Source organism: Parazoarcus communis SWub3 = DSM 12120, assembly GCF_003226565.1.
Classification (GTDB): Bacteria; Pseudomonadota; Gammaproteobacteria; order Burkholderiales; family Rhodocyclaceae; genus Parazoarcus; species Parazoarcus communis.
Genome location: NZ_QKOE01000006.1, coordinates 206,800 through 222,223 on the forward strand (window position 1 = coordinate 206,800; position 15,424 = coordinate 222,223).

The window sequence follows — 15,424 nt, forward strand, 5'->3', positions numbered from 1 at the left end:
TAGTCATCGATCGGTCGTAAGACGCTCGACGCCGAGCTGCCCCGCCACCACCACCGCACCGTCGGCCGTACGCTGGACGGCGGCAAGGTTCTGGCGATCGGCGCGAATCTCCGCGGTAAAGCGCTCACGCCCCCGAAGCACCAGCCCACCCGCGCCCACAACCAGCAAACTGCCATCTGCGGCCTGCACCGCACCGGTCAGCGACTGACCACTTGCATCCTCATGCACCTGCCAGCTGTCGCCCCGGTCCTGACTGACCAGTACCCGACCGCTCATGCCCAGCAGAACCACCTCGCCTCCAGCACCTTCGAGCCCACTCCACAGCGACCCGGATACGCCGGTCTCAAGCCTTTGCCAGCGCGTGCCACCGTCTTCCGAGCGGAAGGCCAGCCCCATCTCCGCGGCAATGAACAAGGTTCCATCACGCGTGGCGAAAAGCTGATTCAGGTGCATGTCAGCGTCGTCGCCTTCACCCACCGTCATCGCAGACCACGAGCGTCCGCCATCGCCGGTTCGCCAGGCCGAACCATAGGCACCGACCGCATAACCGACATCCGCCGATGCGAAATACACCGACAGCAACACAGGCTTGTCCTCCAGGATCTGCTGCAGAACCCAGTTCAGCCCCCCATCGGTCGTTGCCAGCACGGTGCCCCCATGCCCCACTGCCCAGCCACGCTGGCTGTCAATGAAATGTGCGGACGTCAGCAAGGTATTCACCGGCACCACAGCCTGTTGCCAACTCCGGCCGTGATCGATCGAGCGCACGACGGTACCGTAGTCGCCCAGGGCGAGCAGTGCGTCTCCCGCCCTGACCAGACCGGTCATGGGCACCTTGGCGGCCAGCCGCGCCTTCATTGCCGGCACTGCGGCCGGGCCTGCGGCAAGGACCGGCACGCTCAGTGTGGCCGCCATACAACTTGCAATCAGCGTGCAGCACGCACCAGCCAGGCTTCGTTTCATCATGTCGCTTCTCCTCAGTGCGCCATCAGCGGCGCCCGTACCGGGCCGCGACGTGGAATCAGCATGTCGATGGTCACTGCCAGCGCAGGCAGCAAGGTAATGGCCATGATCATGTTCATCATGAACATGAAGGTCAGCAGCATGCCCATGTCCGCCTGGAACTTGAGCGCGGAGAATGACCAGGTCGCCACCCCGATCGACAGCGTCACCGCGGTGAACACGGTCGCCACGCCAATCTCGCGCAAGGCCTGCTTGAACGCGGTGACGATGTCCTCGCCGTGCGCCATATGCATCTGCAAGCGGTTGTAGATGTAGAAGGCGTAATCCACGCCGATGCCGACCGCCAGTACCATGACCGGCAAGGTGGCAACGGTCAGGCCGATGTCGAGCTCCTTCATGAACCAATAGCCGAGGAAGGTTGCCAGGGTCAGCGGTACGCAGCAGGCCAGCATCGCCCGCCAGTCGCGATAGACGAGGAATACCAGCACCAGGATGGTGGCGTACACATACAGCATCATCGGCAGCTCGGAATGCTCGACGATCTCATTAGTGGCCGCTTGCACCCCGGCATTGCCGCTTGCCAGACGGATCGTGACGCCGTCGAAGGGCTCCTTGCTGCGGAACTCCTTGACCGCCGCAACCACCCCCTCGATGGTCGAGGCCTTGTGGTCCGACAGATACAGGTTGACCGGCAGCAAGGTGCAGTCGGCATTGAACAGGCGGAGCCCCTCCGGAACCTGCCGCACCGCTTCACCCAGGGTCAGCTCATCCTGTGGCAGCGCTGCCCATTTGGGATTGCCCTCGTTCACGCCGGAGGCGGCCAGTTTGGTCAGTGTCGGCAAGGACTGTGCCGAAAGCACCCCGGGTACATTGGCCAGATACCAGGTCAGGCGATCGACGTGGCTCATGACGTCCTGTCGGTAGCAGCCATCGGCCGGCGTTTCCACCACCACCGTCAGCAGGTCCAGGCCCAGGCTGTAGTGCTCGACCACCGCTTCCACATCGCGGTTGTAACGTGAGTCGTCGTGCAGTTCGGGCGCACCCGGCAGCACATGGCCCACATGGCGCCCCTGGCTTTGCCACACGGCCACCGCCATCAGCACAATGCACACCAGGGTACCGATGGCCGCATTGCGCGGGCTGGCAATATGCACACCAAGGGCCGCCATCATCCGGTTACGCAGATGTTCGACCTTGCTCGCCCGCAACACGAAAGCATCGTCAAACCGGAAATAGCTGGCCAGTACCGGCAGCATGATCAGGTTGGTGACAATCTTGTAGGCCACACCGACCGATGCCGTGATCGCCAGCTCGCGGATCATCGGAATTGGTACCAGCACCAGGGTGGCGAAGCCGACGAAGGCGGTGATCAGCGCCAGCGTACCCGGCACCAGCAGACCGGTGAAGCTGCGGCTGGCCGCGGTGTAACCGTCGGCACCGTTGATCACCTCCTTGGCGATGTAGTTCACCTGCTGGATGCCATGCGACACGCCGATGGCAAACACCAGAAATGGCACCAGGATGGCAAGCGGGTCCAGCCCGAAACCCAGCAGGGTGATGGTGCCGAACTGCCACACCACCGACACCAATGAACAGGCCAGCGGCAGGAAGGTCAGCACCCACGAACGGGTATACCAATAAACGGCCGCGGTGGTCAGCAGGAAGGCCAGCGCAAAGAACTCGATGACGCTGGTCGCCCCCTCCGAGATGTCGCCCATCTGCTTGGCGAAACCGATGATGCGAATGCGGATGTCCTCGTCGGAGAATGCTGCACGCAGCTCTTTTTCCAGGCGCTGGCTGAATTCGAAGTAGTCGAGGCGTTCTCCGGTCTGCGGATCGGGGTCGGCCAGCTCGGCCACCACCATCGCCGATGAGGAGTCATTGGCCACCAGGCTGCCGATGAAGCCGCCGACGATGGTGCGTTCGCGGATTGCGGCGATGTTGTCGGGCGTCAGTGCCTTGACGGTCACGTCCCCCCCGATCACGTCTTCGGCCTTCATGCCCTCTTCCGTGATCTGCACCGCCCGGGTGTTCGGCGTCCACAGTGAGGTCACCGTGCGCCGGTCCACGCCTTTCATGAAGAACAGGGCCTGGGTGACGTCGTACAGCCGGGTCAGGGCTTTCTCGTTCCAGATATCACCCTTGCTGGCTTCGACGGTGACGATGATGCGATTGGCGCCAAACAGCACATCGCGGTACTGGTTGAAGGTCTGGATGTATTCGTGGTCCTGCGGCAACTGCTTGTCGAAGCCAGCACTCATGTGCAGGCGGGCCGCAAACACCGCCATCAGTGCGGTGAAGGCGAGCAGCGCCAGCAGGATGGGCAGGCGGAACCTGAAGCAGAAACGCTGCAGGGCGAGCACCGATTTCTCGATCATGTTGGAAAGTCTCGGGAGCCGGGGGCCAGGCGCTACCCGGCCCCCTGGTCATGCATCAGAACGAGTAGGAAACACTGGCGGCGATGAAGTCGCGATCGCGCATCAGGTTGTTGGCTCCGCCACCGTGGAAGTTCACCCACTGAATCGCCGCCTTCCAGCTGTCGCGATAGTTGGCGAACAGTGACAAGGTCAGTGCCTTGCGCCCCTGGACGAAGGGAATCGCATTCGGGCTGGTGCCGGAGACATCGTGGTACCAGTCGATCTGCGGGGTCAGGGTGACGCCGCTGCCGAAGGCATTGGGGTAGTTCAGGCCCATCTCGAACACATAACCCCACGAGGTCTTGTCCGGCAGGGAATAGTCCGGCAGGAAGTAAGGCGTACGCCCGCTGGTATCGAGCCCGGGGTAATGCGTGACCGCAGCCTCGGTCAGGATGAAGCCATCGCTTGCCCCCACCGCCTTCGCCAGCCCGCCCAGCGGATCATTGTGCGAGAAGGTATAAAAACCGGTCAGGTGGAACTGGTACTTCTCCTCCTCGACATAGCCCGGATGACGCCCCACGTCATACACGCTGTTCTTGTCGAAGGACCCACCGAAGATCGAACCGAAAGGAACCGTGGGATCGATGCCAACGCTGTCGTTCGGCCGGTAGGACAGCTCCGCCCCCACCGCCACGTTGAACAGCTTGGTATTGGCAGAGATGGCGTATAGATCCTTGTTCTCGCCGTAGGCCACGTAGTAGCCGGTGACGGCGCCAGCGCTGTTGCCGGTGAAACCCAGGAAGGGCAACTTGTCGTGGTAGCGCTGGTAGGTGAAGGCGAACTCGGTATCGATCTCGTCTGCGGTGTAGCGGAAGTTCACCCCATACTGCCCACCGCGCTTGGGCTTTTCACTGCCCAGATACGGCACCGCCGTCCCCAGCGCGATGCGCTCCGGGTCCGTCAGCGCGGTCTGGTCACCGCACGGACCGGACAAGCCGAAGTCGTTACAGATCGATCCCGGCAGGTAGGCGACGCGGCGGCCCTTGCCAAGTACATCCGCCGTCGAGAAAAAGGTACCCGAAGGATCGAACTTGAAGCTGTTCCAGGCAAACTGGTAGTAAGCCTCCATGCCCAGCTTCTCGGTCAGCCCAAAGGACCCCGACAACATCGGCGCGGGAATGAAGATCTCCTTCAACTGCGTGCCGGGGATATGGAACTTCTGCAAGTCGATGGCGTTGATCTGATTGACCCCGCCCAGAATGAAGATGTCCTCGCCCCAGGAGATGACCTGGTTACCGAGCTTGATCTTGCCGTACTGCTCTCCAATGGAGAAACTCTTCGCGACCCAGGCGTCCAGCAGGGTGACGTCGCCCTCGGCCTCGCTTGCCACATCGGTACGGCGGGTATCCTTGGCCTTGAAATCCTTGAACCAGGTGACGCGGGCCAGCGCACTCCAGCCACCCGGATACTTCAAGGACAGATCGTGCGTGCCCTTGAGCGCTGCCGAGAACACATCACCCTTCTTGTAGTTGAGATTGCCATCATCAAAGTTGGTGAAGTTGAAGTCGGCATTGGCATACCCCAGACCATTGCCCAGGTTGTATACCCGCGACAGATCATTGTCGGTACCGTTGTTGCACCCCCCGCTGTCATTGCCGATCGTCGAACACCCCGCCGAACCGGTGCGGGCGCTCATGCCAAAGGATACGGTCGAGTCGAAGCTGCCCGACAGCCCCTCCTCGGAGCCAAAGCGGAAGGCGTGACTGCTGGGTGCCCACAAGGTTGCGGCTACTGCAACTGCCAGCGTCGCCGGCGCCAGGGCGACACGCGCCCGACGATGCGCAATCGTCTTTGCATTCATGGAATTCTCCTGGGATTCGGGTGGAAATCAGCGTTCGCCGCGGCGGCGCATCTCGTCAGGGCTGAAGGTCGCGTTGCTGACGCGCCCCTCCTTGACCGCGCTCAGGTCGATGACCTCGCCCTCTGCCGTCCAGTTATCCACGACGTAGCGACGCGCCACCAGGTCGTACATCTGGGTTTCATAGGTGATGCAGGCACCGACATCCGGTGCGGCCCACAGGCTGCCTTCCTGCACCCGCCACAGATTGCCCTTGGCGTCATACATGTCGACGTGCAGCAGCGCCCAGGAGTCCTCGTCAAAGTGGAACACACGCTTGGCAAAGGAATGGCGCTTGTCAGCCTTGACGGTCGCCTCGACCACCCATACCCGGTGCTTCTCGTAACGCATGAAATCGCGATTAACGTATTCCGGTCCCACCATGTCCTTGAACTTGTTGCTCTTGTCGATCAGCTTGTAGTTGTTGTAGGGAACCACCATCTCCTTCTTGCCGACCAGCGTGTAGTCATAACGGTCAAGCGCCCCGGTAAACACATTGATCTGATCGACGAAATAGAGATTGTCGAAGCCGGCAATCGGATTGTCATAAGCAAAGGTCGGGGAGCGGCGCACACGACGCTGGCCGGGGAAATAGATCCAAGCATCCTGAGGCTTGTCGAGGTAAGCGTGGATCAGGTATCCCTCACCGGTGCGCGAAGCCGGCGACAGCACGTCATAGAGCAACTTGGACTCGACCCCGCCGACATCCGCGGGCCCGGTCACCTTGGGGTCATTGAACGGATAGATCTCATAGGCCCACTGCTTGTTTTCAGTGTAGGAACCGTCCTTGTCCGGCATCAGCGCCGAGATCTGAGCCCGCCGGCCCATGCCGGTATAACGCAGCTTGTAGTTCCACATCGCCTCGGCGCCGTTCTTGGGTATCGGGAAAGGAATCCCCGCCCCGAGCACCTGCTCGAGTTGCCAGCCGTCGGCGCCCAGCTTGGCAAGCGTCGCGTTCTTTTTCGTCTGTTCTGCCACCACCTCGGGCACCGGACAACTGCGCCGGGTCGGATACACGTCCATACGGTAGCCCTTGTAGGCCTTGATCAGGGCGACCTGCCCAGGCGGCAACTTGTCGGCATGCTGGTCGACATTGCTGGCGTCTATCGAGAACAAGGGCTTGTCGTCCTTGAACGGGTCAAGCCGGCCCGGTTTCCAACCCGCAGGCGCCTGAGTCATCCCCCCGCTCCACGCCGGGATGCTGCCATCGGCGTTCTTTCCCGCTTCGGCGCCGATCGGCGTCAGCGTCTTGCCCAGGCTGGCAAGCTCGGCCTCACTGGCCGCCGCGCGCGCAAACGAACTGCCGAGCACGGCAGACACGGCCAGTACCAGCAAGGCGGGGCGGAAGAGTTTTCTTGTCGTTTTGTCCATTTGCTTGTGTCCTCAACAGTTGAAACAGAAAAAATTCGACGCTGACAGGCACCTACTCGACCTTCACCCCACGCTCGGCCAGACGGGCGACAATCGCGCGCCGGGCCGCGGTGACGTCGGTCAGTGGCTGGCTGCGCAAGCGGCTGACCTCTGCCTCGGAATAGGGCTCGAGACCCGCCGGCAGGGTCTCGGCGGAAAAGGCATGCAGCATCCAGTTCAGCATCCGTGCGACATCCGCATCACTGAGCGGCGAGTTGGAGGTACCGGGCACCTTGACGAGAAACTCGCGCCCCTCCGGCAGACTGACGAAGTGGCCGAGCTGGCCACGCATCGTCGGCACACCACCCGACTTCGCGCCGCTGCCATCGGGCTGATGGCAGCCGGCACAGTTCAGGATGTATTGGTAGCGCGCCTTGCCCGAGGCTGCGTCTGCCGCCAGCGCGGGGGGGGCTGCCGCGCCTGCCGTCATCAACACTGCCACCACCAGCCCCGAAGCAAGCCTCCTCATCGCCGCCGGCCTCAGTGCTTGGTTTCGGCCAGGCCGACGACGGTGGCCAGGGTGCAGTGGAACATCGTCGAGTCATTGGCCATGCACCAGTTGATGTCGTTGTGCAGCCCCATGCGGTAACCCGGCATCTCACGCTCGTTGGTGTTGCAGAAACAGCGCCCGCAGGCAGTCTTGCCGCAGCAATCGTTGTAGCTGATGAGATAGTCCTTGCCGTCTTCCGGGTTGTGGCAGGTTCCGATCCACGACACTTTGGACGCCTCGGTACCCGGTGGGCAGCTGCTCGCTGTCCCGCCACAGCAATTGCACAGGAAACCGTCCTGCGCGCAGTAGCGCCAGTACTCGCAGTCCTGGTCGGTCGGCGCCTTGCCCGACGCCTTCTTGGCCGCTGCGGCACCCGCAGCCTGCGCGGTACGGTCGAAGGGCAGCACAGGCAACACGAAGGCCGAGCCCACCAGCAACTTGCCGATGCCGATCAGCGCACTACGTCGCGACGCGCGCTGTGCCACATTGCGCGTCTTGCGTTCGAAGAATTCATCCAGCCATTTCATCTTGAGATCTCCTTGTCGGTCGGAATCAGGCCTTGCCGGGCTGATCGAGATAAGCCTGTACCGAAGCCACGCCCAGCTCCTTGGCAGTGAACAGGCTCTCGAGCTGTTCGCGGGAATTCACCAGCCCCTTGGCGGCAACACGACCATGCTCGTTGATCAACACGGCATAAGGCAGCTTGGCCACGCGATAGGCGATACCAAGCTCACGCGACAGCACATAGGGAAAGTCCTGCAGGCCAGCCTTGTCATAGAAGGCGAGATGCTCGGGCTGCTCGCCGTCGGAGGTCAGCACCACGCGCAACCAGCCACGCTCGGACTGGTTGGCCGAACGCAGGATGGGCAACAGCTTCTTGCACACCGGGCAGGTCGGCGACAGGAAGAACAGCAAGGTGCTCTTGTCGCCCGGCAGACCCAGCGACACGCGCTCACGACTGCTGACCAGGTGCGGCAGGTCGAACACCGGCGCGGCCTCGCCGACTTGCGGTCCGGTATCGAGCATCAACGCCCCCATCGGGGCAACCCGCTCGTACAGGACGCCAATCTGACGCGCCAGAGCGAACAGGCCAAGCAGTGCGGCAAGCACCGCGATCCATAGCAACACATTCGAAATCATCAGGGCTTCGTTCATGATCCGCTCCTCATTTGGGCGAGATGGGGGTGATTGGCGATCAGCTGGTTAGCCGCCGCATAAAGGGTGAGCAGCATCAAGGTGCCGCCGGCAACGGAGAGGTAGTCGATCCACACCAAGGCGCGCTCGCTACCGAACTGGGCACCGGCAACGAGCATCCCCAGCAACACCAGATTGCGTGCGACCAGCGCCAATGACAGCCGGGTGTGACCTTCAGCGCCACCACATCCGCAATCGATCTCGGTATGGCCACGGCTGACGTTGATCGCCACGCCAAGGGTTGCGGCACCGAGCACCAGCAGTCCAAGTGCCAGACCAAGGGAACGGGAGGCATCGAACAGCAGCGCAACGCCCGCCATTGCCTCCAGCACGGGAAACAGACGGGCAAACAACGGCACCAGGGCCTCGGGCAACAAGCGGTAGAGCTCGACCGAAGCCTCGAACACCGCCAGATCGCGCAGCTTCTGCCACGCCCCCACAATCAGGATGACCGCCAGTGCGGCGCCACAGGCACGCGCCAGCACCGGGTCGATGACCAGGGCGTCCATCAGTGCAGCTCCATCAGCGACGGGGTTTCGCCAACCCCCTCCATGCGCCTGACCAGCTTCAGCGCGGCACTCGCGTCGTAGGCGGCAATTCCCCCCTTGATGCCGTCATAGGCAAACAGGCGTGGCTTGTCGCCCTGGCTGACCGCCAGCGCAATGGCATTGCTGCCCGGTGCGCGGGTGACCCGCTTCTGTGTCTTCAGATCGAAGCCCCAGATTTCCTTCGCCGGAAACTTGTGACTACCGTCCTTGGCCCCATCGTGCATCGCGACGAATACCCGACCACTGGCATTGTGCTGGGCCAGCAACTGGTAACCCCCGGGGCGCCAGCCAGCCTTGCGTTCCTTGTCGGTCAGCAGCGACCACTTGGGCTCAAAGCTCGCCACCGCGCCACCAAGGTGAGCGGTGTACAGATCTCCCCCGTAGGAGACGAAGCGATAGGTGTCACCGTCCTGCTCGCCATGAATGAAGATCGGATCGACGTCGGGGTCGAAGAATTTGGCGCTGCGCTGCTGATCGACCACCTGCCCCTTGTCGTCCAGGCTCACGGTCAGCATGGTGCCGTCGCCACAGACGGTGGAGAACCGGTTCGATACCGACTGCGCTGGCAACAGGATCCAGCACCCCGGAATATCGATCTGCGAGGCAACCGCCCTGGCCTGAAGATCGACCACCGTCACCGAAATCGCCGGGGTGGCATTGAGCACGTACAGCCAGCGACCATCGGCCGACGTGCGGATCGTGCCCTTGTAGTGCAGGGCCTGGGCGTGAATCGGCGGGATGATGATCTCACCGGTCTTGGTCAGGGTCTGGGCGTCGTGGATATCGACCGTGTCCGTACGCTCGCCCGAGGACAGACGCGAGTAGTAGGTGGTGGCAACGTAGATCTGCTTGCGGTCGGGTGACAGCGTGGCCTGGCCCGCGTAGGCAGTGGAAACCACACCAAGATACTTCATGTTCTCACCGTCGAGCACATGCAGCCGACCATCGACGATGTGGCCGATGGAAACATCGGAAAGGTAAATGCGATAGGGGTTGGGCGGAGCAAGCTGCTCCACGGTAACGATTTCGACTGGCAGCTCGGCGTGTGCAGTTGCCCCACCCAGGGCAATCAGCAGCGCAGCCACACAGTTTTTCAGGGCGCGATGTCGAACCACGACTGACCTCCTTGTATCCCCGGCCGCAGCCGCCACCGGCAGGACCGGGGGCGATGGGTGGGATGTTCCTGTTATGACCCCCGCTCTCGTGCCCGGGGGATGCGCGCTCGTCGTCTGTGGAATTGATCCAGATCAAACGACGGGGTGAGCGGATTCTGGGATGGAGGCGCAATCGGGCGTTATCCGAAATCGGCAAGCCGCGGACTCGATTAAAACGTTCGCAGAACGCGCCTCAACCATTGCCGCAACGCACCATTGCGGCGCACGCCTCTCCCAAGGCGCCCCCCCTAAAAAAACAGTTGGCACCACCAGAGGTTTGGTATTAGTCTGAAAAGAAAGGGATAAACCCAAAACGACAAGAATCCATTTCCGATCGGGAGACAGACGGAAAATGAAAGGTCCACTGCACGCGGCAGCAATGCACGCGGCGTATGCCGTACACCTGGCCAAACAGCCATGCTGCCGCAACAGCGGCAATTCCCCTGCTGGCGCCCACGCCTACGCACCTGCCGCACCCCCACCGAACATTCACTGGGCATGCTGGCATGCGCAATGCTTCACTCTTCCGGAAACCTCTCTTTCCGGAGCATCGCCAACATGACCGCCTTTACCTCTTCAGATGAGGACCAGGCATTCAGCGCCAGCTGGCGCACCACTCATGACGCCGACGACCATGCGTCCTGCCTGCAGCACTGGAAGCAGCGCTACGACCAACTCACCGCAGGCCTGTTCTCGGGAAACTTCGAGGAGTTCTGGTTCGACAACCTGCAGGTATTCCGTGAGCGCACCAATCAGTCAGTGCATGAGGCAGGGCAATCCTGGGAAGGATCCCGCACCTTTGGTGTGCCGGTCGAGATCGATGGCAAGGGCTGGTACTGCGGCCAGATTCTCGACCTGAACTCGATCATCACGCTCAAAGGTGGCGAGGAAATGGACTTCCGTACCCCCAAGGTGCAGGAGATCCTCGCTGTCACCACCGATGCGGCGGCACTCAACGACTACGCACTGCAGGTGGAACATCGCGACATCGAGGCCGAACTGGCCGGCAAGCGGGTACTGCCCGCCTCTGCCGAACAGGCTGCCACCCTGCGCGATTTTCTCGGTACGGTAATGGCCAGCCTGCGGGCCACGCCGGAAATGCTGCGCCACGCTGCAATGCGCAAGGCGCTGGAGCAGGCCATCTACGGCAGCCTGATCGCCTCGATCAACCCGGATACCGAACATCGTCCGACCCCATCCGGCCACGCCCGCCGTCTGGTAGTGGAACGCGCACGCGAGTACATGAATGCGCATATCGAGGAGCCCATCACCGTGGCGGACCTGTGCGCAGAGTTACGCGTCTCACGCCGGACGCTACAGTACAGCTTCCAGGATGTGCTCAACCTGAATCCGGTCAGCTTCCTGCGGGCACTGCGTCTGAACGGTGTGCGGCGCGACCTCAAGCGCGCGGCCGATCACTCGGCCTCGGTTGCGGACATTGCTGCCCGCTGGGGCTTCTGGCACCTGTCCCACTTTGCCGCGGACTACAAATCCATGTTCGGCGAGCTCCCCTCGGAAACCCTGCGCAATGCAGGCCACCGGATCGACTAGCCTCAGACTCGACGCACTAGCTTGGTTCATGCACCGCACCATACGCCCCTGATCGGGGCGTTGTTGTTTCCGGATACGCGCCTGCAGCCCGTCACCTCCACACAGATCCGGGCGATATAGCCCATTTTGGCAAACCCGGCGAGCTGGCACGACACCTGCTAACAGTGTTCTGACTGGTCTGACCAGTCAGAACACTACCCACCAGGACGCGTCATGCCCAGCATCGCCAACATTGCCGCCCAGGCCCTGCAACGCCGAATCACCCAGGGGGAGTTTCCCGCCGGCTCGGCCCTGCCTTCGCAGCGCGAGTTGTCCGAACAACTGTCGATCAGCCGAGCCTCGCTGCGCGAAGCGATCTCGACGCTGGAGGCCTTGGGCATGGTTCGCTCGCAACCGGGCAAGGGCGTGTTCGTGACCGCCGGTCAGCGCCCCGACCCTGCACGCCCCCTGCGCGGCACAGCGGCGATGAGCCCACAGGCCCTGATCGAGTTCCGCGCCGTCCTCGAACCCGCCTGGGCCGCGCTGGCCGCGCTGCGTATCGACGATGACGGCCGCCAGCGCCTGGAGGCCATCCAGCACGGCATGGAGGCCGCGCTCAAACACTGCGACCTGGTGATGGCGGCCGACTGGGACCTGCAGTTTCACCTGCTGATCGCAGAACTCTCCGACAACCCCGGCCTGATGAGCATCGCCAGCCAGTTCAGCGAGCAGATCGGCCACAGCCTGCGCCTGCCTTTTTCCAATCCGGCCGGCATCTGGGAACCGGCCGACGAGCACCGTCTGATCATCGACGCCATTGTCTCCGGTGACGCCTCATCGGCAAACCGGGCCATGCGTTCCCATTTGGCCGCCGCGGCGAACCGCGTCGGCATCGATTTTCCTCCCCTCTGACCTCACCTTGCAGGAGCTTCAAATGACCATGACCCGCCGCCCCTTCCTCCGCAGCCTGTGTGGCCTTGTTGCCGGCGTTGCCGTCGCTGGCGTGATCGGCAGTACCGATGCCCACGCCGATGTCCTGGCAAACGTCCAGAAGACCGGCACCCTGCGCGTCGCCGTGCCGCAGGACTTCCCGCCGTTCGGCAGCGTCGGCACCGACCTGAAGCCCCGTGGCTACGATATCGACATGGCCAACCTGATCGGCAAGGAGTTGGGGGTGAAGGTCGAGCTGATCCCGGTCACCAGCACCAACCGCATTCCCTATCTCACGACCGGCAAGGCCGACCTGGTGATCTCCAGCCTGGGCAAGAACCCCGACCGTGAAAAGGTGATCGACTTCTCCGACGCCTATGCGCCCTTCTTCAATGGCGTGTTCGGGCCGGAGGACGTCGCCCTGTCCAAGGTCGAGGAACTCGACGGCAAGACCGTTGGCGTGACCCGCGGCTCGGTGGAAGATCTCGAGCTGACCAAAATCGCCTCGCCCAAGGTCACCATCAAGCGCTTTGAGGACAACAACGCCACCATCTCCGCCTACCTGACCGGCCAGGTGCAGTTCGTCGCCACCGGCAACGTCGTTGCAGCTGCAGTCAACGACATGACCAAGCTGCGCCGCCTCGGTGCCAAGTTCCTGATCAAGAACTCGCCCTGCTACGTCGGCTATGCCAAGGGTGAGGCCGCACTGGGCGCCAAGCTGAACGCCATCATCGCCAAGGCCAAGCAGGACGGCAGCCTCGACGCCATTGCCCAGCGCTGGCTCAACGCGCCGCTGCCGAAGGATCTGTAAGCCACCCGGCGCGGACTCGGGTCGATCGGTACCCGAGATCCGCGCACGAGCTTAGATCGCACTTCGCTTCGACTCCACGGAGGCTCCATGGCCTATCAGTTCGATTTCGCTCCGGTGTTCGAGCACACCAACCTGCTGCTGTCTGGCGCCGGCTTCACCCTGGCACTGACGGCGGTAGGTGCGGTGCTCGGCATTGGTCTGGGCATTGTCGGCGCGATCTGTCGCGCCTGGCGAATCCGCCCCTTTGACAGCGTGTTCGGGGTGTATGTAGAGATCATCCGCAACACCCCCTTCCTGGTTCAATTGTTCTTCATCTTCTTCGGCCTGCCGGCACTGGGCATCAAGATGACCGAGTGGCAGGCTGCGGTGCTGGCCATGGTGATCAATCTCGGCGCCTACTCGACCGAGATCATCCGCGCCGGCATCCAGGCAACCCCGCGCGGCCAGCTGGAAGCCGCCGCCTCACTGGCGCTGAGCCGCTTCCAGATCTTCCGCCATGTGGTGCTGCGCCCGGCACTGGCCAAGGTGTGGCCAGCACTGACCAGCCAGGTGATCATCGTCATGCTGGGCTCGGCGGTGTGCTCGCAAATCGCCACCGAAGAGCTGACCTTTGCCGCCAACTTCATCCAGTCGCGCAATTTCCGCGCTTTTGAAACCTACTTCGTCACCACGGCGTTGTACTTCGTCATGGCCTTGCTGATCCGCCAGTTGCTGATGCAGATCGGCCAGCGTTACGTGGTCGGGAGGGCCGGCTGATGTTCGTCCAGTTCTCCACCTGGGACATCGTCCGCAACCTGCTCGAGGGCGGCAAGTGGACGCTGGCCTTGTCGCTGATCGCCTTCATCCTCGGCGGTGGCGTCGGCCTTGCCATCCTGTTTGCGCGCATTGCCCGCAACCGGCTGCTGCAGGCTTTCGCCAAGACCTATATCGAGGTCTTTCAAGGGACGCCGCTGCTGATGCAGCTATTCATCGTGTTCTTCGGGCTGTCACTGGTCGGCGTGGATGTGTCGCCCTGGCTGGCGGCAGCACTCGGCCTGACACTGTTCACCAGTGCCTATCTAGCCGAGATCTGGCGCGGCTGTGTCGAAGCAGTGCCCAAAGGCCAATGGGAGGCGTCGTCCAGCCTTGCCTTGTCCTATGCACAGCAGATGCGTCACGTGATCCTGCCGCAAGCCCTGCGTATCGCCGTCGCCCCCACGGTAGGCTTCTCGGTGCAGGTGGTCAAGGGCACCGCGGTGACTTCGATCATCGGCTTCGCCGAGCTGACCAAGACCGGCTCGATGCTGGCGAATGCGACCTTTCAGCCTTTCCTGGTATTCGGCCTGGTTGCGGCCGGCTACTTCGCCCTGTGTTATCCCCTTTCGCTATATGCGAAAAGTCTGGAGAGAAAATTCCATGTCGCTCGTTAAGATTGCCGGCCTGCACAAGCACTTCGGCAGCAACCACGTCCTCAAGGGCATCGACCTCGACGTCGCACAGGGCGATGTGGTCGCACTCATCGGCCGTAGCGGCTCGGGCAAGAGCACGCTGCTGCGCACCATCAATGGTCTGGAAACCATCGACAAGGGCGAACTGAGGGTGGACGGTACGGCCTTGCATGACGGCAAGGGCGACCTGCGCGCGCTGCGCCAGAAGGTCGGCATGGTGTTCCAGCAGTTCAACCTGTTTCCGCACCTGACAGCGGGCCAGAACGTGATGCTGGCCCCCACCGTGGTCAAGGGCATGAGCAAGCGTGACGCCGAGGACATTGCCAAGGAAATGTTGCTCAAGGTCGGCCTGGCGGAAAAGTTCGACAGTTTTCCCGACCAGCTGTCCGGCGGGCAACAGCAACGGGTCGCCATTGCGCGCGCGCTGGCCATGCAGCCCAAGGTGCTGCTATGTGACGAGATCACCTCGGCGCTCGACCCCGAACTGGTCAATGAAGTACTGGCTGTGGTGCGCCAACTGGCCACCGAGGGCATGACGCTGATCATGGTGACACATGAGATGCGCTTTGCCCGCGATGTGGGCAACAAGTTGATCTTCATGCACCACGGCCGCATCCACGAAAGCGGTGATCCACGAACCGTATTCGCGAACCCGCAGACACCGGAGCTGGCCAACTTTGTCGGTTCGGTGACCGTGGCAGCCTGAACCAGGC

General features: G+C 62.5%; 15 protein-coding genes. 6 read left to right on the forward strand and 9 right to left on the reverse strand.

Translation table 11 applies throughout. From position 1 onward, the window contains the following. Positions 1–3: 3 nt before the first annotated feature. From DNK49_RS11080 to DNK49_RS11120, 9 genes are read right to left on the reverse strand one after another with little or no spacing between them, the layout of a single operon-like run. Positions 4–966 (reverse strand): WD40/YVTN/BNR-like repeat-containing protein, encoded by a 963-nt coding sequence (locus DNK49_RS11080; protein ID WP_243632315.1) that lies wholly within the window; start codon positions 964–966, stop codon positions 4–6. Positions 967–977: 11 nt separating this feature from the next. After that, positions 978–3,341, reverse strand: a complete 2,364-nt coding sequence (locus DNK49_RS11085; protein WP_110524479.1) for an efflux RND transporter permease subunit — start codon at positions 3,339–3,341, stop codon at positions 978–980. 55 nt (positions 3,342–3,396) lie between these two features. Next, a complete protein-coding gene (locus DNK49_RS11090) occupies positions 3,397–5,181 on the reverse strand; it encodes a DUF1302 domain-containing protein (RefSeq protein ID WP_110524481.1) in 1,785 nt (594 codons plus the stop codon). 27 nt (positions 5,182–5,208) lie between these two features. Further along, complete coding sequence (locus tag DNK49_RS11095) at positions 5,209–6,588, reverse strand: DUF1329 domain-containing protein (RefSeq protein ID WP_110524483.1); 1,380 nt, start codon at positions 6,586–6,588, stop codon at positions 5,209–5,211. 52 nt (positions 6,589–6,640) lie between these two features. Next, entirely contained in the window at positions 6,641–7,096 is a 456-nt protein-coding gene (locus DNK49_RS11100; protein WP_110524485.1) for a c-type cytochrome, read from the reverse strand. Between the two features lie 11 nt (positions 7,097–7,107). Continuing rightward, positions 7,108–7,644: a methylamine dehydrogenase light chain gene (locus DNK49_RS11105; protein ID WP_110524487.1), complete on the reverse strand. Its 537-nt coding sequence runs from the start codon at positions 7,642–7,644 to the stop codon at positions 7,108–7,110. Positions 7,645–7,669: 25 nt separating this feature from the next. Beyond that, positions 7,670–8,272 (reverse strand): methylamine dehydrogenase accessory protein MauD, encoded by a 603-nt coding sequence (gene mauD, locus DNK49_RS11110; protein ID WP_110524489.1) that lies wholly within the window; start codon positions 8,270–8,272, stop codon positions 7,670–7,672. Continuing rightward, a complete protein-coding gene (locus tag DNK49_RS11115) occupies positions 8,269–8,820 on the reverse strand; it encodes a MauE/DoxX family redox-associated membrane protein (protein WP_110524491.1) in 552 nt (183 codons plus the stop codon). The genes mauD and DNK49_RS11115 overlap by 4 nt, the downstream gene beginning before the upstream one ends. Continuing rightward, positions 8,820–9,974, reverse strand: coding sequence for an amine dehydrogenase large subunit (locus tag DNK49_RS11120; RefSeq protein WP_110524493.1), 1,155 nt, complete (start codon positions 9,972–9,974; stop codon positions 8,820–8,822). The genes DNK49_RS11115 and DNK49_RS11120 overlap by 1 nt, the downstream gene beginning before the upstream one ends. Before the next feature lie 597 nt (positions 9,975–10,571). On the opposite strand from DNK49_RS11120, the gene DNK49_RS11125 reads away from it, so the two are divergent. The 6 genes from DNK49_RS11125 to DNK49_RS11150 all read left to right on the forward strand — a co-directional run bounded on the left by DNK49_RS11125 (position 10,572) and on the right by DNK49_RS11150 (position 15,417). After that, entirely contained in the window at positions 10,572–11,564 is a 993-nt protein-coding gene (locus tag DNK49_RS11125; RefSeq protein WP_243632316.1) for a helix-turn-helix domain-containing protein, read from the forward strand. Positions 11,565–11,777: 213 nt separating this feature from the next. After that, complete coding sequence (locus tag DNK49_RS11130; RefSeq protein WP_110524495.1) at positions 11,778–12,455, forward strand: FadR/GntR family transcriptional regulator; 678 nt, start codon at positions 11,778–11,780, stop codon at positions 12,453–12,455. Between the two features lie 22 nt (positions 12,456–12,477). Then, positions 12,478–13,284: a transporter substrate-binding domain-containing protein gene (locus DNK49_RS11135; protein ID WP_207806953.1), complete on the forward strand. Its 807-nt coding sequence runs from the start codon at positions 12,478–12,480 to the stop codon at positions 13,282–13,284. 87 nt (positions 13,285–13,371) lie between these two features. After that, the gene (locus DNK49_RS11140) at positions 13,372–14,040 is read left to right on the forward strand and encodes an amino acid ABC transporter permease (RefSeq protein ID WP_110524497.1); all 669 of its coding nucleotides are present in this window, start codon (positions 13,372–13,374) and stop codon (positions 14,038–14,040) included. Next, on the forward strand, positions 14,040–14,693 hold the full coding sequence (locus DNK49_RS11145; protein ID WP_110524499.1) for an amino acid ABC transporter permease: 654 nt from the start codon (positions 14,040–14,042) through the stop codon (positions 14,691–14,693). The genes DNK49_RS11140 and DNK49_RS11145 overlap by 1 nt, the downstream gene beginning before the upstream one ends. Beyond that, positions 14,680–15,417 (forward strand): amino acid ABC transporter ATP-binding protein, encoded by a 738-nt coding sequence (locus DNK49_RS11150; protein WP_110524501.1) that lies wholly within the window; start codon positions 14,680–14,682, stop codon positions 15,415–15,417. Before DNK49_RS11145 ends, DNK49_RS11150 begins: the two co-directional genes overlap by 14 nt. Positions 15,418–15,424 lie beyond the last annotated feature (7 nt).

Coding starts and splice junctions, on each gene's coding strand:
- DNK49_RS11080 (WP_243632315.1), bottom strand. CDS start 966: ATGATGAAACGAAGCCTGGCTGGTGCGTGCTGCACGCTGATTGCAAGT.
- DNK49_RS11085 (WP_110524479.1), bottom strand. CDS start 3,341: ATGATCGAGAAATCGGTGCTCGCCCTGCAGCGTTTCTGCTTCAGGTTC.
- DNK49_RS11090 (WP_110524481.1), bottom strand. CDS start 5,181: ATGAATGCAAAGACGATTGCGCATCGTCGGGCGCGTGTCGCCCTGGCG.
- DNK49_RS11095 (WP_110524483.1), bottom strand. CDS start 6,588: ATGGACAAAACGACAAGAAAACTCTTCCGCCCCGCCTTGCTGGTACTG.
- DNK49_RS11100 (WP_110524485.1), bottom strand. CDS start 7,096: ATGAGGAGGCTTGCTTCGGGGCTGGTGGTGGCAGTGTTGATGACGGCA.
- DNK49_RS11105 (WP_110524487.1), bottom strand. CDS start 7,644: ATGAAATGGCTGGATGAATTCTTCGAACGCAAGACGCGCAATGTGGCA.
- mauD (WP_110524489.1), bottom strand. CDS start 8,272: ATGAACGAAGCCCTGATGATTTCGAATGTGTTGCTATGGATCGCGGTG.
- DNK49_RS11115 (WP_110524491.1), bottom strand. CDS start 8,820: ATGGACGCCCTGGTCATCGACCCGGTGCTGGCGCGTGCCTGTGGCGCC.
- DNK49_RS11125 (WP_243632316.1), top strand. CDS start 10,572: ATGACCGCCTTTACCTCTTCAGATGAGGACCAGGCATTCAGCGCCAGC.
- DNK49_RS11130 (WP_110524495.1), top strand. CDS start 11,778: ATGCCCAGCATCGCCAACATTGCCGCCCAGGCCCTGCAACGCCGAATC.
- DNK49_RS11135 (WP_207806953.1), top strand. CDS start 12,478: ATGACCATGACCCGCCGCCCCTTCCTCCGCAGCCTGTGTGGCCTTGTT.
- DNK49_RS11140 (WP_110524497.1), top strand. CDS start 13,372: ATGGCCTATCAGTTCGATTTCGCTCCGGTGTTCGAGCACACCAACCTG.
- DNK49_RS11145 (WP_110524499.1), top strand. CDS start 14,040: ATGTTCGTCCAGTTCTCCACCTGGGACATCGTCCGCAACCTGCTCGAG.
- DNK49_RS11150 (WP_110524501.1), top strand. CDS start 14,680: ATGTCGCTCGTTAAGATTGCCGGCCTGCACAAGCACTTCGGCAGCAAC.